The organism is Nocardioides sp. GCM10028917 (genome assembly GCF_042666175.1).
Classification (GTDB): Bacteria; Actinomycetota; Actinomycetes; order Propionibacteriales; family Nocardioidaceae; genus Nocardioides.
Map to the genome: position 1 here is coordinate 284,238 of NZ_JBHTFL010000003.1, position 15,638 is coordinate 299,875.

15 protein-coding genes are annotated in these 15,638 nt (G+C 73.1%); 6 read left to right on the top strand and 9 right to left on the bottom strand.

The window, feature by feature from the left end:
* Complete coding sequence (carA, locus tag ACFQW6_RS04745) at positions 1-1,134, bottom strand: glutamine-hydrolyzing carbamoyl-phosphate synthase small subunit (RefSeq protein WP_378541806.1); 1,134 nt, start codon at positions 1,132-1,134, stop codon at positions 1-3.
* A 128-nt stretch (positions 1,135-1,262) separates the two neighbouring features.
* Complete coding sequence (locus ACFQW6_RS04750; RefSeq protein WP_378541808.1) at positions 1,263-2,927, bottom strand: ABC-F family ATP-binding cassette domain-containing protein; 1,665 nt, start codon at positions 2,925-2,927, stop codon at positions 1,263-1,265.
* Between the two features lie 182 nt (positions 2,928-3,109).
* On the opposite strand from ACFQW6_RS04750, the gene ACFQW6_RS04755 reads away from it, so the two are divergent.
* Entirely contained in the window at positions 3,110-4,345 is a 1,236-nt protein-coding gene (locus tag ACFQW6_RS04755) for an acetyl-CoA hydrolase/transferase family protein (protein ID WP_378542599.1), read from the top strand.
* A 30-nt stretch (positions 4,346-4,375) separates the two neighbouring features.
* On the opposite strand, the gene ACFQW6_RS04760 is transcribed toward ACFQW6_RS04755, so the two are convergent.
* Positions 4,376-4,840, bottom strand: coding sequence for a VOC family protein (locus ACFQW6_RS04760; protein WP_378541810.1), 465 nt, complete (start codon positions 4,838-4,840; stop codon positions 4,376-4,378).
* A 32-nt stretch (positions 4,841-4,872) separates the two neighbouring features.
* Here ACFQW6_RS04760 and ACFQW6_RS04765 point away from each other — a divergent pair, with 32 nt between their 5' ends.
* Together ACFQW6_RS04765 and ACFQW6_RS04770 are read left to right on the top strand one after the other, a co-directional pair.
* Complete coding sequence (locus ACFQW6_RS04765; protein WP_378541812.1) at positions 4,873-5,607, top strand: VOC family protein; 735 nt, start codon at positions 4,873-4,875, stop codon at positions 5,605-5,607.
* 46 nt (positions 5,608-5,653) lie between these two features.
* Complete coding sequence (locus ACFQW6_RS04770; RefSeq protein ID WP_378541814.1) at positions 5,654-6,298, top strand: DUF3060 domain-containing protein; 645 nt, start codon at positions 5,654-5,656, stop codon at positions 6,296-6,298.
* 285 nt (positions 6,299-6,583) lie between these two features.
* On the opposite strand, the gene ACFQW6_RS04775 is transcribed toward ACFQW6_RS04770, so the two are convergent.
* The 3 genes from ACFQW6_RS04775 to pyrR are packed head-to-tail and all read right to left on the bottom strand — an operon-like array spanning position 6,584 to position 9,371.
* Positions 6,584-7,867: a dihydroorotase gene (locus tag ACFQW6_RS04775; protein WP_378541816.1), complete on the bottom strand. Its 1,284-nt coding sequence runs from the start codon at positions 7,865-7,867 to the stop codon at positions 6,584-6,586.
* A complete protein-coding gene (locus tag ACFQW6_RS04780) occupies positions 7,867-8,805 on the bottom strand; it encodes an aspartate carbamoyltransferase catalytic subunit (protein ID WP_378541818.1) in 939 nt (312 codons plus the stop codon). The genes ACFQW6_RS04775 and ACFQW6_RS04780 overlap by 1 nt, the downstream gene beginning before the upstream one ends.
* Positions 8,802-9,371: a bifunctional pyr operon transcriptional regulator/uracil phosphoribosyltransferase PyrR gene (pyrR, locus tag ACFQW6_RS04785; protein ID WP_378541820.1), complete on the bottom strand. Its 570-nt coding sequence runs from the start codon at positions 9,369-9,371 to the stop codon at positions 8,802-8,804. The genes ACFQW6_RS04780 and pyrR overlap by 4 nt, the downstream gene beginning before the upstream one ends.
* Positions 9,372-9,524: 153 nt before the next feature.
* Between pyrR and ACFQW6_RS04790 the strand changes: the two genes are divergently transcribed.
* On the top strand, positions 9,525-10,136 hold the full coding sequence (locus ACFQW6_RS04790) for a class I SAM-dependent methyltransferase (protein WP_378541822.1): 612 nt from the start codon (positions 9,525-9,527) through the stop codon (positions 10,134-10,136).
* A gap of 15 nt (positions 10,137-10,151) precedes the next feature.
* Here the strand turns inward: ACFQW6_RS04790 and ACFQW6_RS04795 are convergent, their stop codons facing one another.
* Positions 10,152-11,432, bottom strand: coding sequence for an acetyl-CoA C-acetyltransferase (locus ACFQW6_RS04795; RefSeq protein ID WP_378541824.1), 1,281 nt, complete (start codon positions 11,430-11,432; stop codon positions 10,152-10,154).
* A gap of 65 nt (positions 11,433-11,497) precedes the next feature.
* On the opposite strand from ACFQW6_RS04795, the gene ACFQW6_RS04800 reads away from it, so the two are divergent.
* Together ACFQW6_RS04800 and ACFQW6_RS04805 are read left to right on the top strand one after the other, a co-directional pair.
* Positions 11,498-12,832: a 3-oxoacyl-ACP reductase gene (locus ACFQW6_RS04800; protein WP_378541826.1), complete on the top strand. Its 1,335-nt coding sequence runs from the start codon at positions 11,498-11,500 to the stop codon at positions 12,830-12,832.
* Positions 12,833-12,834: 2 nt separating this feature from the next.
* Complete coding sequence (locus ACFQW6_RS04805; RefSeq protein ID WP_378541828.1) at positions 12,835-13,713, top strand: MaoC family dehydratase; 879 nt, start codon at positions 12,835-12,837, stop codon at positions 13,711-13,713.
* Positions 13,714-13,737: 24 nt separating this feature from the next.
* Here the strand turns inward: ACFQW6_RS04805 and ACFQW6_RS04810 are convergent, their stop codons facing one another.
* Positions 13,738-14,604 (bottom strand): acyl-CoA thioesterase, encoded by an 867-nt coding sequence (locus tag ACFQW6_RS04810; RefSeq protein ID WP_378541830.1) that lies wholly within the window; start codon positions 14,602-14,604, stop codon positions 13,738-13,740.
* Positions 14,604-15,551, bottom strand: coding sequence for a proteasome assembly chaperone family protein (locus ACFQW6_RS04815; RefSeq protein WP_378541832.1), 948 nt, complete (start codon positions 15,549-15,551; stop codon positions 14,604-14,606). Before ACFQW6_RS04815 ends, ACFQW6_RS04810 begins: the two co-directional genes overlap by 1 nt.
* Between the last annotated feature and the right edge of the window lie 87 nt (positions 15,552-15,638).

A 15,638-nucleotide genomic window follows, 5' to 3' on the forward strand; every position in this document is an offset into this window, starting at 1 on the left:
TCAGGCGTCCTTCCTGTCGTTCATCAGGTCCGCGAACCGGTCGAAGAGGTACGCCGCGTCGTGCGGGCCGGCGGCCGCCTCGGGGTGGTACTGGACCGAGAAGCTCGTCAGCCTGCCGTCGGCGTCGCGGAGCTCGAGCCCCTCCACGACGTCGTCGTTGAGGCACACGTGGCTGACCGAGGCCTCGCCGAACTCGGTCGTGGTCGAGCCCTCGAGCGGGGCGTCGACGGCGAAGCCGTGGTTGTGGGCGGTGACCTCGACCTTGCCGGTGGTGCGGTCCATCACCGGCTGGTTGATGCCACGGTGGCCGTACTTCAGCTTGTAGGTGCCGAAGCCGAGGGCGCGGCCGAAGAGCTGGTTGCCGAAGCAGATGCCGAAGTAGGGGATGCCGGCACCGAGCGCGTCCTGCAGCAGCCGCACCTGGCCGGTGGTGGCCGCGGGGTCGCCGGGGCCGTTGGAGAAGAACAACCCGTCGGGGCTGACCGCCTGGACGTCCTCGATGGTCGAGGTCGCCGGGAGCACGTGCACCTCGATGCCGCGCTCGCTCATCATCCGCGGGGTGTTGGACTTGATGCCGAGGTCGACGGCAGCGACCGTGAACCGCTTCTCCCCCTGCGCCGGGACGACGTACGCCTCCGCGGTGGAGACGGCCTCGCTGAGGTTCGCGCCGGTCATCTCGCCCGACTGCAGCACCCGCGCCAGCAGGCGCTGGGGGTCGGTCTCCGTCGTGGAGATGCCGACACGCATCGCACCGCGCTCGCGCAGGTGGCGGGTCAGCGCGCGGGTGTCGAGCCCGCTGATGCCGACGACGCCCTGGTCGCGCAGGTCGTCGTCAAGGCTGCGCACGCTGCGCCAGCTGGACGGGACGCGGGCGGGGTCGCGGACGACGTAGCCGGCGACCCAGATGCGGGAGGACTCGGTGTCCTCGTCGTTCATGCCGGTGTTGCCGACGTGCGGTGCCGTCATCACGACGACCTGGCGGTGGTAGCTGGGGTCGGTCAGGGTCTCCTGGTAGCCGGACATGCCGGTGGAGAAGACCGCCTCGCCGAAGGTCTCACCCTCGGCTCCGAACGACTCACCGCGAAAGGTGCGCCCGTCCTCGAGGACCAAGAGCGCTGGGGCAGGCAGAGCCATGCCGTACCTCCTTCTCCGCCTCACGGGACGGATCGTTAAAGGATGTTCGAGCCGACGCCGACCCTACCAGCGCACGGGCTCCCCTCCGGCATCGCGTCGGCCTGTCGAGACGGCGTCCCCCCGTGGGCTCACCACGGCGTGAGCGCCAGCTCGGGGCCGATCCAGCGGCGGCGCAGCCAGCGGTCGTGCGAGGCGAGGACGACACCTCCCGGCGCGGTGGCGAGCGCCTCCTCCAGCTCCCCCGCGAGCGCGAGCGAGACGTGGTTGGTCGGCTCGTCGAGCAGCAGGAGGTCGGGAGCGGCGGCGATCGCGACCGCCAGGCCGAGCCTCCGCCGCTGGCCGACCGACAGGCTGCCGACCGGGGTGCGGTGGTCGCGCGGGTGCAGCAGCCCCAGCTCCCGCAGCGCCGGGGCGTCGGGCAGGTGCCGCACCGCGTCGTCGTACGTCGCCAGCGCGGAGCGGCTGCGCTCGGTGACCTCCGGGTCCTGGGTGAGCTCGCGGACGGTCCGGGCCGAGACGTCGAGCGTGCCGGCGGTGGGCGCCACCCGCCCGGACAGCACACCGAGCAGCGTCGACTTGCCCGACCCGTTCGGCCCGGTCAGCAGCAGGTGCTTCCCTGCCGCGAGGTCGAGGCGCTCCACCCGCGCCCGCCCGGCGACCTCGAGGCCGCGGGCCTGCAGCAGCCGCCCGGTCGCCGCGGCGGTCAGCCGGCCGCGGAAGGTGAGCGGTGCCGGCGGCTTGCGCACCTGCTCGCGCTCGGCGACCTCGAGCCGGCGCTGGGCGTCCTTCTTGCGCCGGGCGAGGGTCTGGTCCACGCGGCCGCCCTTGAAGGAGTAGATGAACTTGTCGCCGTCGGTCGGACCGCGGTCGTGCGCGATCGACGACGTGCGGATGCGGGTGGCGTCGCGCAGCCGGGCGATCTCCTCCTGCTGCGCGGCCCAGGTCTCCTCCCAGCGCCGACGGGCGTCGGCGCGAGCGGCCTCGTAGGCCGACCACCCGCCACCGAAGCGGCGCCCGCCGTTGCCGTCGGTGCCCAGCTCGCCCGCGTCGAGATCGACCAGGTCGGTGCACACGTCGTCGAGCAGCACGCGGTCGTGGCTGGCCAGCACGACGACGCCGGGCAGCTCGCGCAGGAAGCCGGTCAGCACCTCGATCGCGTCGTCGTCGAGGTGGTTGGTGGGCTCGTCGAGCAGCAGGCAGGCCGGGCGCGTGGTCATGATCGTGGCCAGCGCGAGCCGGGTGCGTTGGCCCCCCGAGAGGGTGCCGACGACCCGGTCGGACCCGAGGTCGGCGAGCCCCAGTCGAGCCGCTGCCACCTCGGCACGCCGGTCGGCGTCCCAGGCGTCGTGCGCGACCGCCGCCTCGAGCGCGTGCTCGTACGCCGTGTCGCCCTCGGGGGTGCCGACCATCGCGGCGAGCTGCTCCACGTCGGCGACGGCCGTCCGCAGCGGCGCCAGGGTCATGGCCAGCACCTCGGCCACCGTGGCGGTGTCGCGGAAGGGCGGCTCCTGGCCGAGCAGCACCAGGTCGTCGGGGGCGATGACCGAACCCGCGACCCGGGCCTGGGCGGGCAGCCGTCCGGCGACCGCCCGCAGGAGCGTCGACTTGCCGACGCCGTTCTCGCCGACGAGGCCGATGCGGCGGCCCGGCTGGGCGAGCAGGTCGACCCCGGACAGGACCGTGCGGTCGGGGTACGTCACCGACAGCCCGGACACCACGAGCGGAGCCAGGGCGGACGGTGCGGCAGCGCCTGACCGGCGAGCGGCGGCCGACGAGGAAGAAGAGGCAGGCATGCGAGCGTCCTTCGGAGGATCAGGGAGGACTCGCCGGGCCTCGGGCGCACTGGTGCGCCGCCGCGGACGCGAGTCGGGTCAGTCCTGGATCCACATGATGACGAACAGCCTAGGCGGTCCGGGCCGGAAGGCCCAGTCGATTTCCCGCAGCTGGCTGCCACGCTGGCCCCATGGCTGATCGCATGCGCGTCGTCGAGGTCGACCAAGCTGTGCGCGAGGTGCGCGAGCACTGCGGCTCCCTCGACCGACCGCGGGTGGTGACGAGCGGGAACTTCGCCGCCCCGGTGACCCTGCTAGGCCCGCTCCTCGCCGAGCTGCCGGACGCGCGCCTGCACGCGCTCAACGCGCAGGAGGACCTGCCGATGCACGACGGCGTCGTCCCGGAGACGACGTTCGTGGGACCCGGCTTCCGGCGGCACCCGCGGCTGGCGTACGTCCCCTGCCGGCTGTCGATGGTTCCTCGGCTCTTCCACGGGCCGCTGGCTCCGGACGTCGTCGTGGTGCACACCACGACACCGCGCGACGACCAGGTGTCGCTCGGCCTCGAGGTCAACGTGCTGCCGGCTGCCGTGGAGGCGGCCCGGGAGCGGGGTGCGCTCGTGGTCGCCCAGCTCAACCCGCGGATGCCGTGGACCTTCGGCGACGCGGTGCTGCCGCTCGACGCCGTCGACCTGGGGGTGGAGGTGGACGCCCCGCTGACCACCCACCTCGCCCGGCCGCCGAGCGACGACGCCCGGTTGATCGGCGCCCGTGTCGCCGCCGAGATCGGCGACGGAGCGACCCTCCAGGCGGGCATCGGCGAGGTGCCGGACGCCACGATCGTCGGCGTGCTCGAGCGCCGCGGGCTGAAGGTGTGGACCGAGATGTTCAGCGACGGCGTGCTCGTCCTCGAGCGGGCCGGTGCGCTCGACCGCGGCACCCCGGTGCGTACGTCGTTCGTGTTCGGCAGCCAGGAGCTCTACGACTGGGTCGACGACAACCCGCGGGTGCGGATGCTGCGCACCGAGACCACCAACTCCCCCGCCGCGATCGCCCAGCAGCCGGCGATGACCTCGATCAACACCGCGCTTCAGGTCGACCTGTTCGACCAGGCCAACGCCTCGCGGATCGGCACGCGGATCTACAGCGGCTTCGGCGGCCAGACCGACTTCACCGTGGGTGCGAGCCACTCGCCGGGCGGCCGGGCCTTCATGGCGCTGCGCAGCTGGCACCCGCGCGCCGACGTCTCGACGATCGTGCCGCTGGTCGACGAGCCGGTCACGTCGTTCCAGCACGGCGCCGTCGTCACCGAGCAGGGCATCGCCTGGATGTGGGGTCGGAGCGAGCGCGAGCAGGCGCGCAACCTCATCGAGCACGCCGCGCACCCGCGGGTCCGCGACGACCTCTGGGAGGAGGCACGCGGGCTCGGGCTCGCCTGACCCGCGTCCGGGTCGCCGGGTCGCCAGCGCTCAGGCGACGAACACGCAGAAGACGTGCCCCTCCGGGCTGGCGTAGGCACGCAGCGGCTCCTCCGGGTCGTCGGTGCGGTCGAGGCGCAGCTCGCCGCCCAGCTCGAGCACCAGGTCGTGCACGGCGTCCAGCGCGGACCGTGACGGGACCGTGGTGTCGAGGTGCGAGACCGACGGATGCCCGGGCTCGGGCCAGCGGCTCGGCGTCAGCTGCTCGACCTCCTGCACCGCCAGGGCACGCCGACCGTCCGGGTGCGTGAGCACCAGCCAGTCCGTGTCGTCGTCGCCGTCCTCGGGCGCCTCGTCACCCGGCCGGTAGGCCAGCCCCAGGAGCATCCGCCAGAACTCGGCCTCGCCGCGCACGTCGCGGGCGTCGAGGACCACGTGCAGCAGCTGGGGGACGACCGGCGGGAAGTCGGCGGGATGGGCGTGGCTGGCTGGGTGGCTGGCTGGGTGGGTGGCCATCACCCGACCCTACGACGTGTCAGGATCCCCCCATGAGCGCCAGCCCCGGGTGGATCCAGGTCTTCCTCGACACGCCGGTGGACGCCTTCGAGGAGGCCGTGGCGTTCTGGTCGGCCGTGACCGGCTGGACGCCGTCCGAGCGACGCGGCGAGGACGGCCAGTTCCTGACGCTGCTGCCGCAGGCGGGCGCGGCGTACCTCAAGCTCCAGGCCGTCGACCGCCCCGTTGGTGTGCACCTCGACCTCGACTCCGCCGACCGCCCGGCGGCCGTCGCGCGGGCCCGCGACCTCGGTGCCACGGCGGCCTGGACCTACCACGACGTCGAGGTGATGCGCTCCCCCGGCGGCCTGGTCTTCTGCCACACGCTGGTCGACGGCGAGCCGCGCCTGGTCCGCGACGGCTCGACCGTCCTCGACCAGGTGTGCCTCGACATCCCGGTTGCGCACTGGGAGTCCGAGGTCGCCTTCTGGTCCGGGCTCACCGGACGGGAGCCGCAGGTGGGTGCGCTGCCCGAGTTCGTCCGGCTGGTCGAGCACGGGGAGCTCCGGCTCCTCCTCCAGCGCCTCGGCGAGCCCGACGGCCCGGTCCGCGCCCACCCCGACCTCGCGACCCGGGACCGGAGTGCTGACACCGACCGGCACGCGGCGCTCGGCGCCCGGGTGGTCGGGGTGCACGACTTCTGGACCGTGCTCCGCGCACCCGGCGGCCAGGTCTACTGCCTCACCGACCGCGACCCGGCGACCGGGACGGTGCTGCCACGGGTGTGACCGATCCCATCGCCCACGCCAGCGCCGCCGTGCGTACTGTCGGTATGTGACTTCTCGCCACTTCTCCCTGCCCATCCTCGCGCTCGCCGCCACGCTCTTGTCCGCCGCGACCGCCGCGGTCCCCGCGCAGGCGGTCGCGGCGGTGCCGGTCCAGTGCGAGGTGGGCGCCGAGACGGTGCTGGCCTGGGACGACGTGGCCTACGACCTGCGCGGCACGTGCGGGGTGGTGCGGGTGAGCGCCGACCACGCGACCGTCACCATGCCGGCAGCCACCCGGCTCGTCCTCGAGGGCACCGGCAACGCGGTGACCGCGAAGCCGCTCCTCGACGTCGAGGTGACCGGCGCCGGCAACGGCCTCACCACCCCGTCCGTGCGGTCGCTCGCCGTCAGCGGGGCCGGCACCACGGTGACCGTTTCGGGACTCGTGGAGTCGGCTGAGCTGGCGAGCACCTCGTCGACCCTGACCGCCGACGTCGTCAACGTCGCCCGCCTGCGCGGCGCCGACGCCGTGAACGCCCGCAAGGCCTACCGCACACGCATCACGGGCTCGGACAACGTCGTCGTGCTGCGCCGTGCCGACACGGTGGTGCTCACCGGCGACCGCAACGCCGTCACCGTCGCGCGCGGCCGTACGACGCTCCGCGACCGCGGCGAATCCAACGTCCTCGACCTGCGGCCGCGCCGCCGCTGAGCGCGGGCCGCGCCACCCGGCCGCTTGGACCCACGAGGGTGGCGGCACATCGCAGCTCCGCGACCCCTGAACACGTCATCTGCCGCCACCACGCCCGGAATGCACGTTGAGTCTCCGAGCGACTCACCGTGCACGGGACGCAATCCCGACCCCCGACACGCCCGGGATGCACCTTGAGTCTCTGGGCGACTCACCGTCCAGGGGACGCCATCTTGACCCCCGACACGCCCGGGATGCACGTTGAGTCTCCCGGCGACTCACCGTCCAGGGCCAACGTAGGCCTGGTCAGGCCAGCGCGCCGTCTCGGACGGTCACCCGGCCGCCGTACACCGTGTGCACCACCCGCGACGTGAGGCTGCGCCCGTGCCAGGGGTTGTTGCGCGAGAGCGACGCGGACGCGTCGCGGTCGACGGTGACGGCGGCGTCGGGATCGACGAGCACGACGTGGGCCGGCGAGCCGGGCTCGAGCGGCCGGCCCTGCTCGGCCAGTCCTGCGATCCGCGCCGGGGTCGTCGACATCACGCGGGCCACGTCGGACCAGGACAGGTCGGGCAGCGCCGTGCGGACCACCCCGAGCGCGGTCTCGATCCCGAGCATCCCGAAGGCCGCGTCAACGAAGGCGTGCTCCTTGTCGTGGCGCGCGTGGGGCGCGTGGTCGGTCGCGACCGCGTCGATCGTCCCGTCGGCGAGCGCCTCGCGGAGCGCGTCGACGTCCTCCTGCGGGCGCAGCGGCGGGTTGACCTTGTAGGTCGGGTCGTAGCCGGTGAGCAGGTCGGTCGTGAGCAGCAGGTGGTGCGGAGTGACCTCGGCCGTCACCGCCCATGTCCCGTCGCGCTCGGCCTGCGCCCTCGCCCACCGCAGCACCTCCACCGAGCCGGCGGTGGACACGTGGGCGACGTGGACCCGCGAGCCGGTGTGCCGGGCCAGCATCACGTCGCGGGCGACGATCACCTCCTCGGCGATCCCCGGCCACCCGGGCAGCCCGAGCCGGCCGGACAGCTCGCCCTCGTGGCAGCAGGCGACCGGACCGGCGAGTGCCGGGTCCTGCGAGTGCTGCGAGACGACGCCGCCGAACGCCTTGACGTACTCCAGCGCCCGACGCATCACCCGCGCGTCGTGGACGCACCTGCCGTCGTCGGAGAAGACCTTCACGGCCGCGCGCGAGCGGTGCATCAGCCCCAGCTCGGCCAGCTCCTCGCCGGCCAGGCCGCGCGTCACCGCGCCGACCGGCTGCACGTGCACCACTCCCGCCTCCCGGCCGAGCTCCCAGACGCGGGTGGCTGCCTCGGCGGTGTCGGTGACGGGCGAGGTGTTGGCCATCGCCAGCACCGCGGTGTAGCCGCCGAGCGCGGCGGCCTGCGAGCCGGTGAGGATGGTCTCGGCGTCCTCGCGGCCGGGCTCGCGCAGGTGGGTGTGCAGGTCGACGAGCCCGGGCAGGGCAATCAGGCCGTCGGCGTCGATGGTCTCGGCGCCGGAGGGCGCCTCGTCGACGAGCACGCCCGCGTCGTCGACGTACAGGTCCCGGGTCTGCTCGCCGAGCAGCGAGGCTCCCTTGATCACCAGCGACATCAGGCAATTCCTCCCCGGGTGTCCCCGGCCAGCAGGTGGTAGAGCACGGCCATGCGGATCGCCAGGCCGCCGGAGACCTGCTCCAGGACGACCGACTGGGCCGCGTCGGCGGCGTCGGCGGCGATCTCGAGGCCGCGGTTCATCGGTCCGGGGTGGCAGATCGGGACGTCCGGCTTGAGCAGGGCCAGCCGGTTGCGGGTCAGGCCGTAGCCGACGGTGTACTCCCGCGCGCTCGGGAAGAACGCGCCGGACATCCGCTCGCGCTGGACCCGAAGCACCATCACGGCGTCGGCCTCGGGCAGGACCGTGTCGATGTCGTACGACGTCTCGAAGCCGGCCGCGGCCGACCAGGCGCCGATCCCGCTCGGCATCAGCGTCGGTGGCGCGACGACGGTCACCCGGGCACCGAGGCGCGTCAGGCACTGCACGTTGGACCGGAAGACCCGGCTGTGGGTCAGGTCGCCGATGATCGCGACGTGGCGGCCCTCGAGGGAGCCGAGGTGGCGCTGGAGCGTGTAGGCGTCGAGGAGCGCCTGGGTCGGGTGCTCGTGCATCCCGTCGCCGGCGTTGACGACCGCGGCGTCGACCCACTGGCTGACCTGGACCGCGGCCCCGCTGGCGGGGTGGCGGATGACGAGGCCGTCGACGCCCATCGCGCACACGGTCAGCACCGTGTCGCGCAGGCTCTCGCCCTTGGACGTGCTCGACCCCTTGGCACTGACGTTGATGACGTCGGCGGAGAGCCACTTGCCGGCGATCTCGAACGACGACCGGGTGCGGGTGGAGTCCTCGAAGAACATGTTGACGACCGTGCGGCCCCGCAGCGCCGGCAGCTTCTTGACCTCGCGGGTCTGCACGTCGTGCATGTCCGCGGCGGTCTCGAAGAGCTGGAGGATCTCGTCGGTGGAGAGGTCGTCGATGGAGAGCAGGTGCTTCACGAGATCGTCACCTCGTCGGTGCCGTCGACCTCGGCCAGGCGCACGCTGACGCGCTCGGCGAGGGCGCTGGGGAGGTTCTTGCCGACGTGGTCGGCGCGGATGGGCAGCTCGCGGTGCCCGCGGTCGACCAGCACCGCGAGGCGTACGGCGCCGGGCCGGCCGAGGTCGGCGAGGGCGTCGAGCGCGGCGCGGATGGTGCGGCCGGAGAAGAGCACGTCGTCCACGAGGACGACGACCTTCTCGTCGATCCCGCTGGGCGGCAGCGCCGTCTTGTGGGCGCGCCGGGTCGGCTGCGACCGCAGGTCGTCGCGGTACATCGTCACGTCGAGCTCGCCGACGGCGACGGGCGTGCCCTCGACGGCGGCGATCTTCTCAGCGATGCGCTTCGCAAGGGGGACGCCGCGGGTGTGCAGCCCGAGCAGCACCAGGTCGGTGGCGCCCTTGTTGCGCTCGAGCAGCTCGTGCGAGATCCGGGTCAGTGCCCGGGAGATGTCACGGGCGTCGAGGACGGTCCGCTCCGTCCTGTCGGACGCGGGGTCGGTCACGGTCTCTTCGGGGGCAGGCATCTGCGCGCCGGACCTCCTTCTCCGCCTCACGGGACGGCTCGTTAAAGGATGTCGATCGGTGGCGACCCTAGCAGCCGCGCGGGTCCGAGGGCCGGGACGGAGTACGCTCGAAGGGCAGCGGTACTTTCCGCTCACGCAGGTCAGGAACTTCATATGAGCATCGGCTACGCCACCGCATATCGCGCCGGGATCATCCCCTGGGAGAAGGCGAGCCGTCAGGACCGGCCCACCCTCGAGCACCTCCTCGATCGCGAGGAGGCCTTGCGGGCCGACCGGGTCCGTCGTGCCATCGACCTCGGCTGTGGCCGAGGATTCAACACCAAGCTCCTTCTCGATCGCGGCTGGGACGCCATGGGGGTCGACAACGTGCGTCAGGCCGTCGACATCGCCGTGCGCCGCAACGGCGTCGACGACGCCCGCTTCGTCATCGGCGACGTGCGTCACATGGTCCACTCCGGTGTGGGCAGCGGGTTCGACCTGTTCCTCGACGTCGGTTGCTTCCAGAGCCTCGACGACGCAGGCCGCACCCTCATGGCCGGCGGCGTCACCGAGCTCGCCGCGGCGGACGCCACCGTCCTGATGCGCACGGGTGGCCCCCGGGCCTGGCCCGTCCGCCCGAAGCAAGCCGTCCGCCACGACATAGAGCGGGCCTACCGAGGCTGGACCGTGACCGCTGTGTCGGGCATCGGATCGACCGACGCGACGTCACCTGACCGAGCGTCGAACGGCAGGAGCGGTGAGTGGTTCCGGCTCACCCGCACCTGACCGGACGGCGCGAGCTCAGCGCTCCAGGATGGCGACGACGCCCTGGCCGCCGGCAGCGCAGATCGAGATCAGCGCCCGGCCCGTGCCCTTCTGGGCGAGCAGCTTGGCGGCGACGGGGATGATCCGCCCGCCGGTCGCGGCGAAGGGGTGGGCGGCCGCGAGCGACGAGCCGTTGACGTTGAGCTTGTCCCGGTCGATCGCGCCAAGCGGGGCGTCGAGGCCGAGGCGCTCCTTGCAGAACACCGGGTCCTCCCAGGCCGCGAGCGTGGACAGCACCTGCGAGGCGAACGCCTCGTGGATCTCGTAGTAGTCGAAGTCCTGGAGCGTCAGCCCGTTGCGCTCCAGCATCCGCGGGACGGCGTACGCCGGCGCCATGAGCAGGCCCTCGTGGCCGTTGACGTAGTCGACCGCCGCGGTCTCGGCGTCGACGAGGTGGGCGAGCACCGGCAGGCCGCGCTCCTGCGCCCACTCGTCGCTGGACAGGAGCACCGCCGAGGCGCCGTCGGACAGCGGGGTGCTGTTGCCGGCGGTCATCGTCGCGGCCGTGCCCTTGCCGAAGACCGGCTTGAGGGTGGCGAGCTTCTCCACCGTCGAGTCCGGACGCAGGTTGTTGTCGCGCTCGACGCCGCGGAACGCGGTGACGAGGTCGTCGTGGAACCCCTCCTCGTAGGAGCGGGCGAGGTTGTGGTGCGAGCGCGCGGCCAGCTCGTCCTGCGCCTGGCGGGTGATGCGCCACTCCAGCGCCGTGAGCGCGGCGTGCTCGCCCATCGAGAGCTTCGTGCGGGGCTCGCCGTTCTGGGGGATGTCGAGGCCGATGTCGCCGGGGCGGATCGCGCCGAGCGCCTTGAGCCGGCTTGCGGTGTCCTTGGCGGAATTGACCTTCATCAGCTTGCGGCGCAGCTTGTCGCTGATCGCGACCGGCGCGTCGGAGGTGGTGTCGGTGCCGCCGGCGACGCCCGCGTCGATGACGCCGAGCGCGATCTTGTTCGCCACCTGGATCGCCGCCTGCAGCCCGGTGCCGCACGCCTGCTGGATGTCGGTGGCCGGGGTCTCGGGGGCGAGCCGGGAGCCGAGCACGCACTCGCGGGTGAGGTTGAAGTCGCGGGAGTGCTTGAGCACTGCCCCGGCCACGACCTCCCCGAGCCGCTCCCCCCGCAGATCGAACCGGTCGACGAGGCCGTCGATGGCGGCGGTCAGCATCTCCTGGTTGGAGACGCCGGCGTAGACGGTGTTGGACCGGGCGAACGGGATGCGGTTGCCGCCGACGACGGCGACCGGGCGGGTGGTGGGCTGCATGTTCCTATCCTTGCGGGAGAGTCAAGACCGTCCCGTCCCACCAGCGAAGAGGGAACACCGCGACCATGAGCGACCGCTACCAGGGCTTCGTGTCCACCCCGATCGGCAAGCTGCTCGTCAAGAACCTCGGCCTGCCCGAACCCACCAGGCTCGAGCGCTGGTCGGACGGCTCGCCGCTGGTGGACGGGCTCGTGGTGCTGGGCGGCGAGGGCCGTCTGGCGGAGACGCTCCCGACGACCCTCGACGGGCTCGGCATCGCGTCCGCGACCACGCTCGGGGAGGGCACCCGCGCCAAGGCCCTGGTCTTCGACGCCACGGGCATCACCGACACCGCCGGCCTCGTCGCCCTGCAGGAGTTCTTCACCCCGCTCATGCGCCGGCTCCAGTCCTGCCCGCGCGTGGTGGTGATCGGCACGCCGCCCGAGCAGCGCACCGGGTCCGAGCGCGTCGCGCAGCGGGCGCTCGAGGGCTTCACCCGCTCCCTCGGCAAGGAGATCGGCCGCGGCGGAACCGTCCAGCTCGTGTACGTCGCTCCTGCCGCCGACGGGGCGATCGCCTCCACCCTCGCCTTCCTCCTGTCCCCCAAGTCCGCCTACGTCTCGGGCCAGGTGATCCGCATCGGCGCCCACGGCGCCGTCACCACCGACGAGGTGACCGACTGGACCCGCCCCCTCGTCGGCAAGGTCGCGCTGGTGACCGGCGCGAGCCGCGGCATCGGGGCGGAGATCGCCCGGGTCCTGCACCGCGACGGCGCGAAGGTCGTCGGGGTCGACGTGCCGCAGGCCGCCAGCGAGCTGCAGACCCTCATGGGTGAGCTCGACGGCGACCACCTCGTCCTCGACATCACCGCCAAGGACGCCCCGCAGCGCATCGCCCACCACCTCCGCGAGCACCACGGCGGCGTCGACGTCGTGGTCCACAACGCCGGCATCACCCGCGACAAGAAGCTCGCCAACATGGCCGAGGACCGCTGGAGCAGCGTCGTCGCCGTCAACCTGACCGCGCCCGAGCTGATCACCCGCGAGCTGCTCGACCAGGGCGTCGTCAACGCCGGCGGCCGCATCGTGGGCGTCGCCTCCATCGCGGGCATCGCCGGCAACGTCGGCCAGACCAACTACGCGACGTCCAAGGCCGGAGTCATCGGCTTGGTCGACAGCCTGCGCGACGAGCTCTCCGACGGGATCACCGTCAACGCCGTCGCGCCGGGCTTCATCATCACGCAGATGACCGCCGCCGTTCCGTTCGCGACCCGTGAGGTCGGCCAACGCCTCAACGCCCTGGCGCAGGGCGGCCTGCCGGTCGACGTCGCCGAGACCATCGCATGGTTCGCCGGCCCCGGCTCGGGCGCGGTCAACGGCAACGTCGTCCGCGTCTGCGGCCAGATGATGCTGGGCGCCTGATGATGTCGCCGAAGACCCTCACCGGAGAGCCGGGCGGGCTGACGACGCTGGTCCGCGCGGCGCTGCCGGCGGTCCCGGGCGTCAACCGACTGCCGGGGATCCGCAAGGGCGCGGCGCGCGACTTCACCGGCCTGGCCTACTCGCGCGAGGCCGTGGTCGTGGAGCGTGCCCGCGTGGACGCGTACGCCGCCGTCTGCGGCTTCCCGCGCCGCGACGTCGTACCCGTGACCTTCCCGCACCTGCTGGCCTTCCCGCTCCACATGGCGGTCATGAGCGACCCGGCCTTCCCCTACGCCGCGATCGGGATGGTGCACGTCGAGAACGCGATCACGGCGCACCGCGCCATCGGTGTCGGCGAGGCGCTCGACGTCACCACCTCGGTCGCCACGCCGCGCCCGCACGCCAGGGGCGTCCTGCTCGACTTCACCACCACCGTGTCGGGCGACGGTGGGACCGCGTGGGCGTCGACCTCGACCTACCTGCGCCGGGGCCCGTCCGTCGACGGTGACGCGGCGCCGGGCCTCGAGCTGCCGGACCCGCCGGCCGGTGGCGTCGAGTGGCGCCTGCCCGCCGACCTCGGGCGCACGTACGCCGCCGTGTCCGGCGACGCCAACCCGATCCACCTCCACCCGCTGACCGCGAGGGCGCTGGGGTTCCCGCGCCAGATCGCCCACGGCATGTGGACCCTGGCGCGCTCGGTCGCCGCGATCGAGAACAGGCTGCCCGACGCCGTCACCGTGGAGGTGGCGTTCAAGAAGCCGGTCCTCCTCCCGAGCACCGTCCGCTACGCCGCCCGCCAGGGCGACGAGGGCTGGGCCTTCGCGATGACCAACCCGAAGGACGGCTCGCCGCACCTGCTCGGTCGTACGACGCCCGCCTGAGCCCGCGGGGGGTTCCGCCGTGGTTCAGGCGCGGTCGTCGCGGAGCCGGATCAGGCCCTCCTGGGCCACCGTCGCCACGAGCTCGCCCGACTGCGAGAACACGCGGGCCAGGGCGAGGCCGCGTGCGCCACCGGCGAACGGGGAGAACTGGTCGTAGAGCCACCACTCGTCGGCGCGGAAGGGCCGGTGGAACCAGATCGTGTGGTCGAGCGACGCCGGCTGCAGCCGCGGCGAGGCGATGTGGATGCCGTGCGGCACCAGGGCGGCACCCAGCAGCGTGAGGTCGCTCGCGTAGGTGAACGCCGCCTGCTGGACCGTGGGATCGGCGGCGAGCTCACCGTCGACCTTGATCCAGAGCCGGGCCCGGGCCGGCTGCTCGGGGTCCTCGGGGAGCCCCTGGCCCGTGATCCCGACGTGCCGGATGTCGAGTGCCGCCCACTCCCGCTCCCACTGCCCGGCGGCCTCGGGGCCGCGCGAGCGGGCGAGCTCGACCAGCGGCATCCCCTGCTCGGGCGCCGGCACCTCCGGCATCCGGTCCTGGTGCTCGAGGCCGGGCTCGGGGATCTGGAAGTTGGCGGTCATGTAGTAGATCGGCCGTCCGTGCTGGCGCGCCGACACCCGCCGGGTCACGAAGGAGCGGCCGTCGCGGATCCGCTCGACGTCGTAGACGATCGGTACCGTCGTGTCGCCGGGGCGCAGGAAGTAGGAGTGCAGCGAGTGCAGCACGAACTGGCTCTCGACGCTGCGGGTCGCAGCGACGACCGCCTGCGCGGCCACCTGCCCGCCGAAGACCCGCTGGCGCTCGGTGCGCGCCTGCGCACCGCGGTAGAGGTCGACCTCGAGGCGCTCCAGGTCCAGCAGGTTCGCAAGCTCGTCGGCGCTTCCCGCCATCAGCGGCCGTCCCAGCCGCCGGCGTCGTCGCCGTTGTCCTTGGACTCGTCCTCGAGATCGGCCAGGAACGCCTCGAACGCACTTCCGATCTCCTCGCCCGTCGGCAACGGCCCGTCGCCGGCGAGCAGGGAGGAGCCGCTGGCCTCGGCCTCGCGGAAGGAGTCGTACTGCTGCTCGAGCCCGCGGACGACGTCGCCGACCTCGTCGTGGGTCGAGAGGTAGCGGTCGACCTCGGCCTCGGTGATCTCGGCCGCCTCCCGGAGCTCGCCGAGGTCGATGGTGAGGTGGCCGCCGATCTCGAGGTGCTCGAGCAGCACCAGCGCGGCCTGGGGGTACTCCATCTGCGCCAGGTAGTGCGGGATGTGGGCGACGAAGCCCAGCGCGTCGATGCCCCACTCCCCCAGCCGGATCTCCAGCAGCGCCTGCGCGCTGGCCGGGACGCGCAGCTCGCCCTGCCACGGGCTCTCGCCGGGGACGAGGTCGGGCCGGTTCGCGTGGGGCGTGATGGCGATGGGCCGGGTGTGCGGCACGGCCATCGGCACGGCGCCCATGCTGACGACCCGGGCCACGGCGAAGCGCTCGACGACCTCGCGGACCGCGCGGGCGAAGGCCTCCCACCGGATGTCGGGCTCGGGGCCGGCGAGGAGCAGGAACGGCGTACCGCCGGTGTCGCGCATCGCGCGGACGACCAGCCGGGGCGCCTCGTAGTCGGTGTAGTGGTCGCGGACGAAGGTCACCGGGGGCCGGCGGGCGCGGTAGTCGTGCAGCGCGTCGACGTCGAAGGTGGCCACCACCTTGCCGTCCGACAGGTCGGCCAGGTGCCGCGCGGCGAGCTCCGCGGACTTGCCCGCGTCGAGGAATCCGGTGAGGACGACGACGAGGGTGAGGTCACCGGCATCGGCGAGCACCTCGGCATCGTCGACGATGTGCACGAGTCGGTCGGCCATGGCTAGAGACTAGTGAGTCGCCCTCCGTGACCCGACACACACCCGCCGTGGTGGGCAGGCGTTGTTACTCAGGGGTAACGTGAGCGC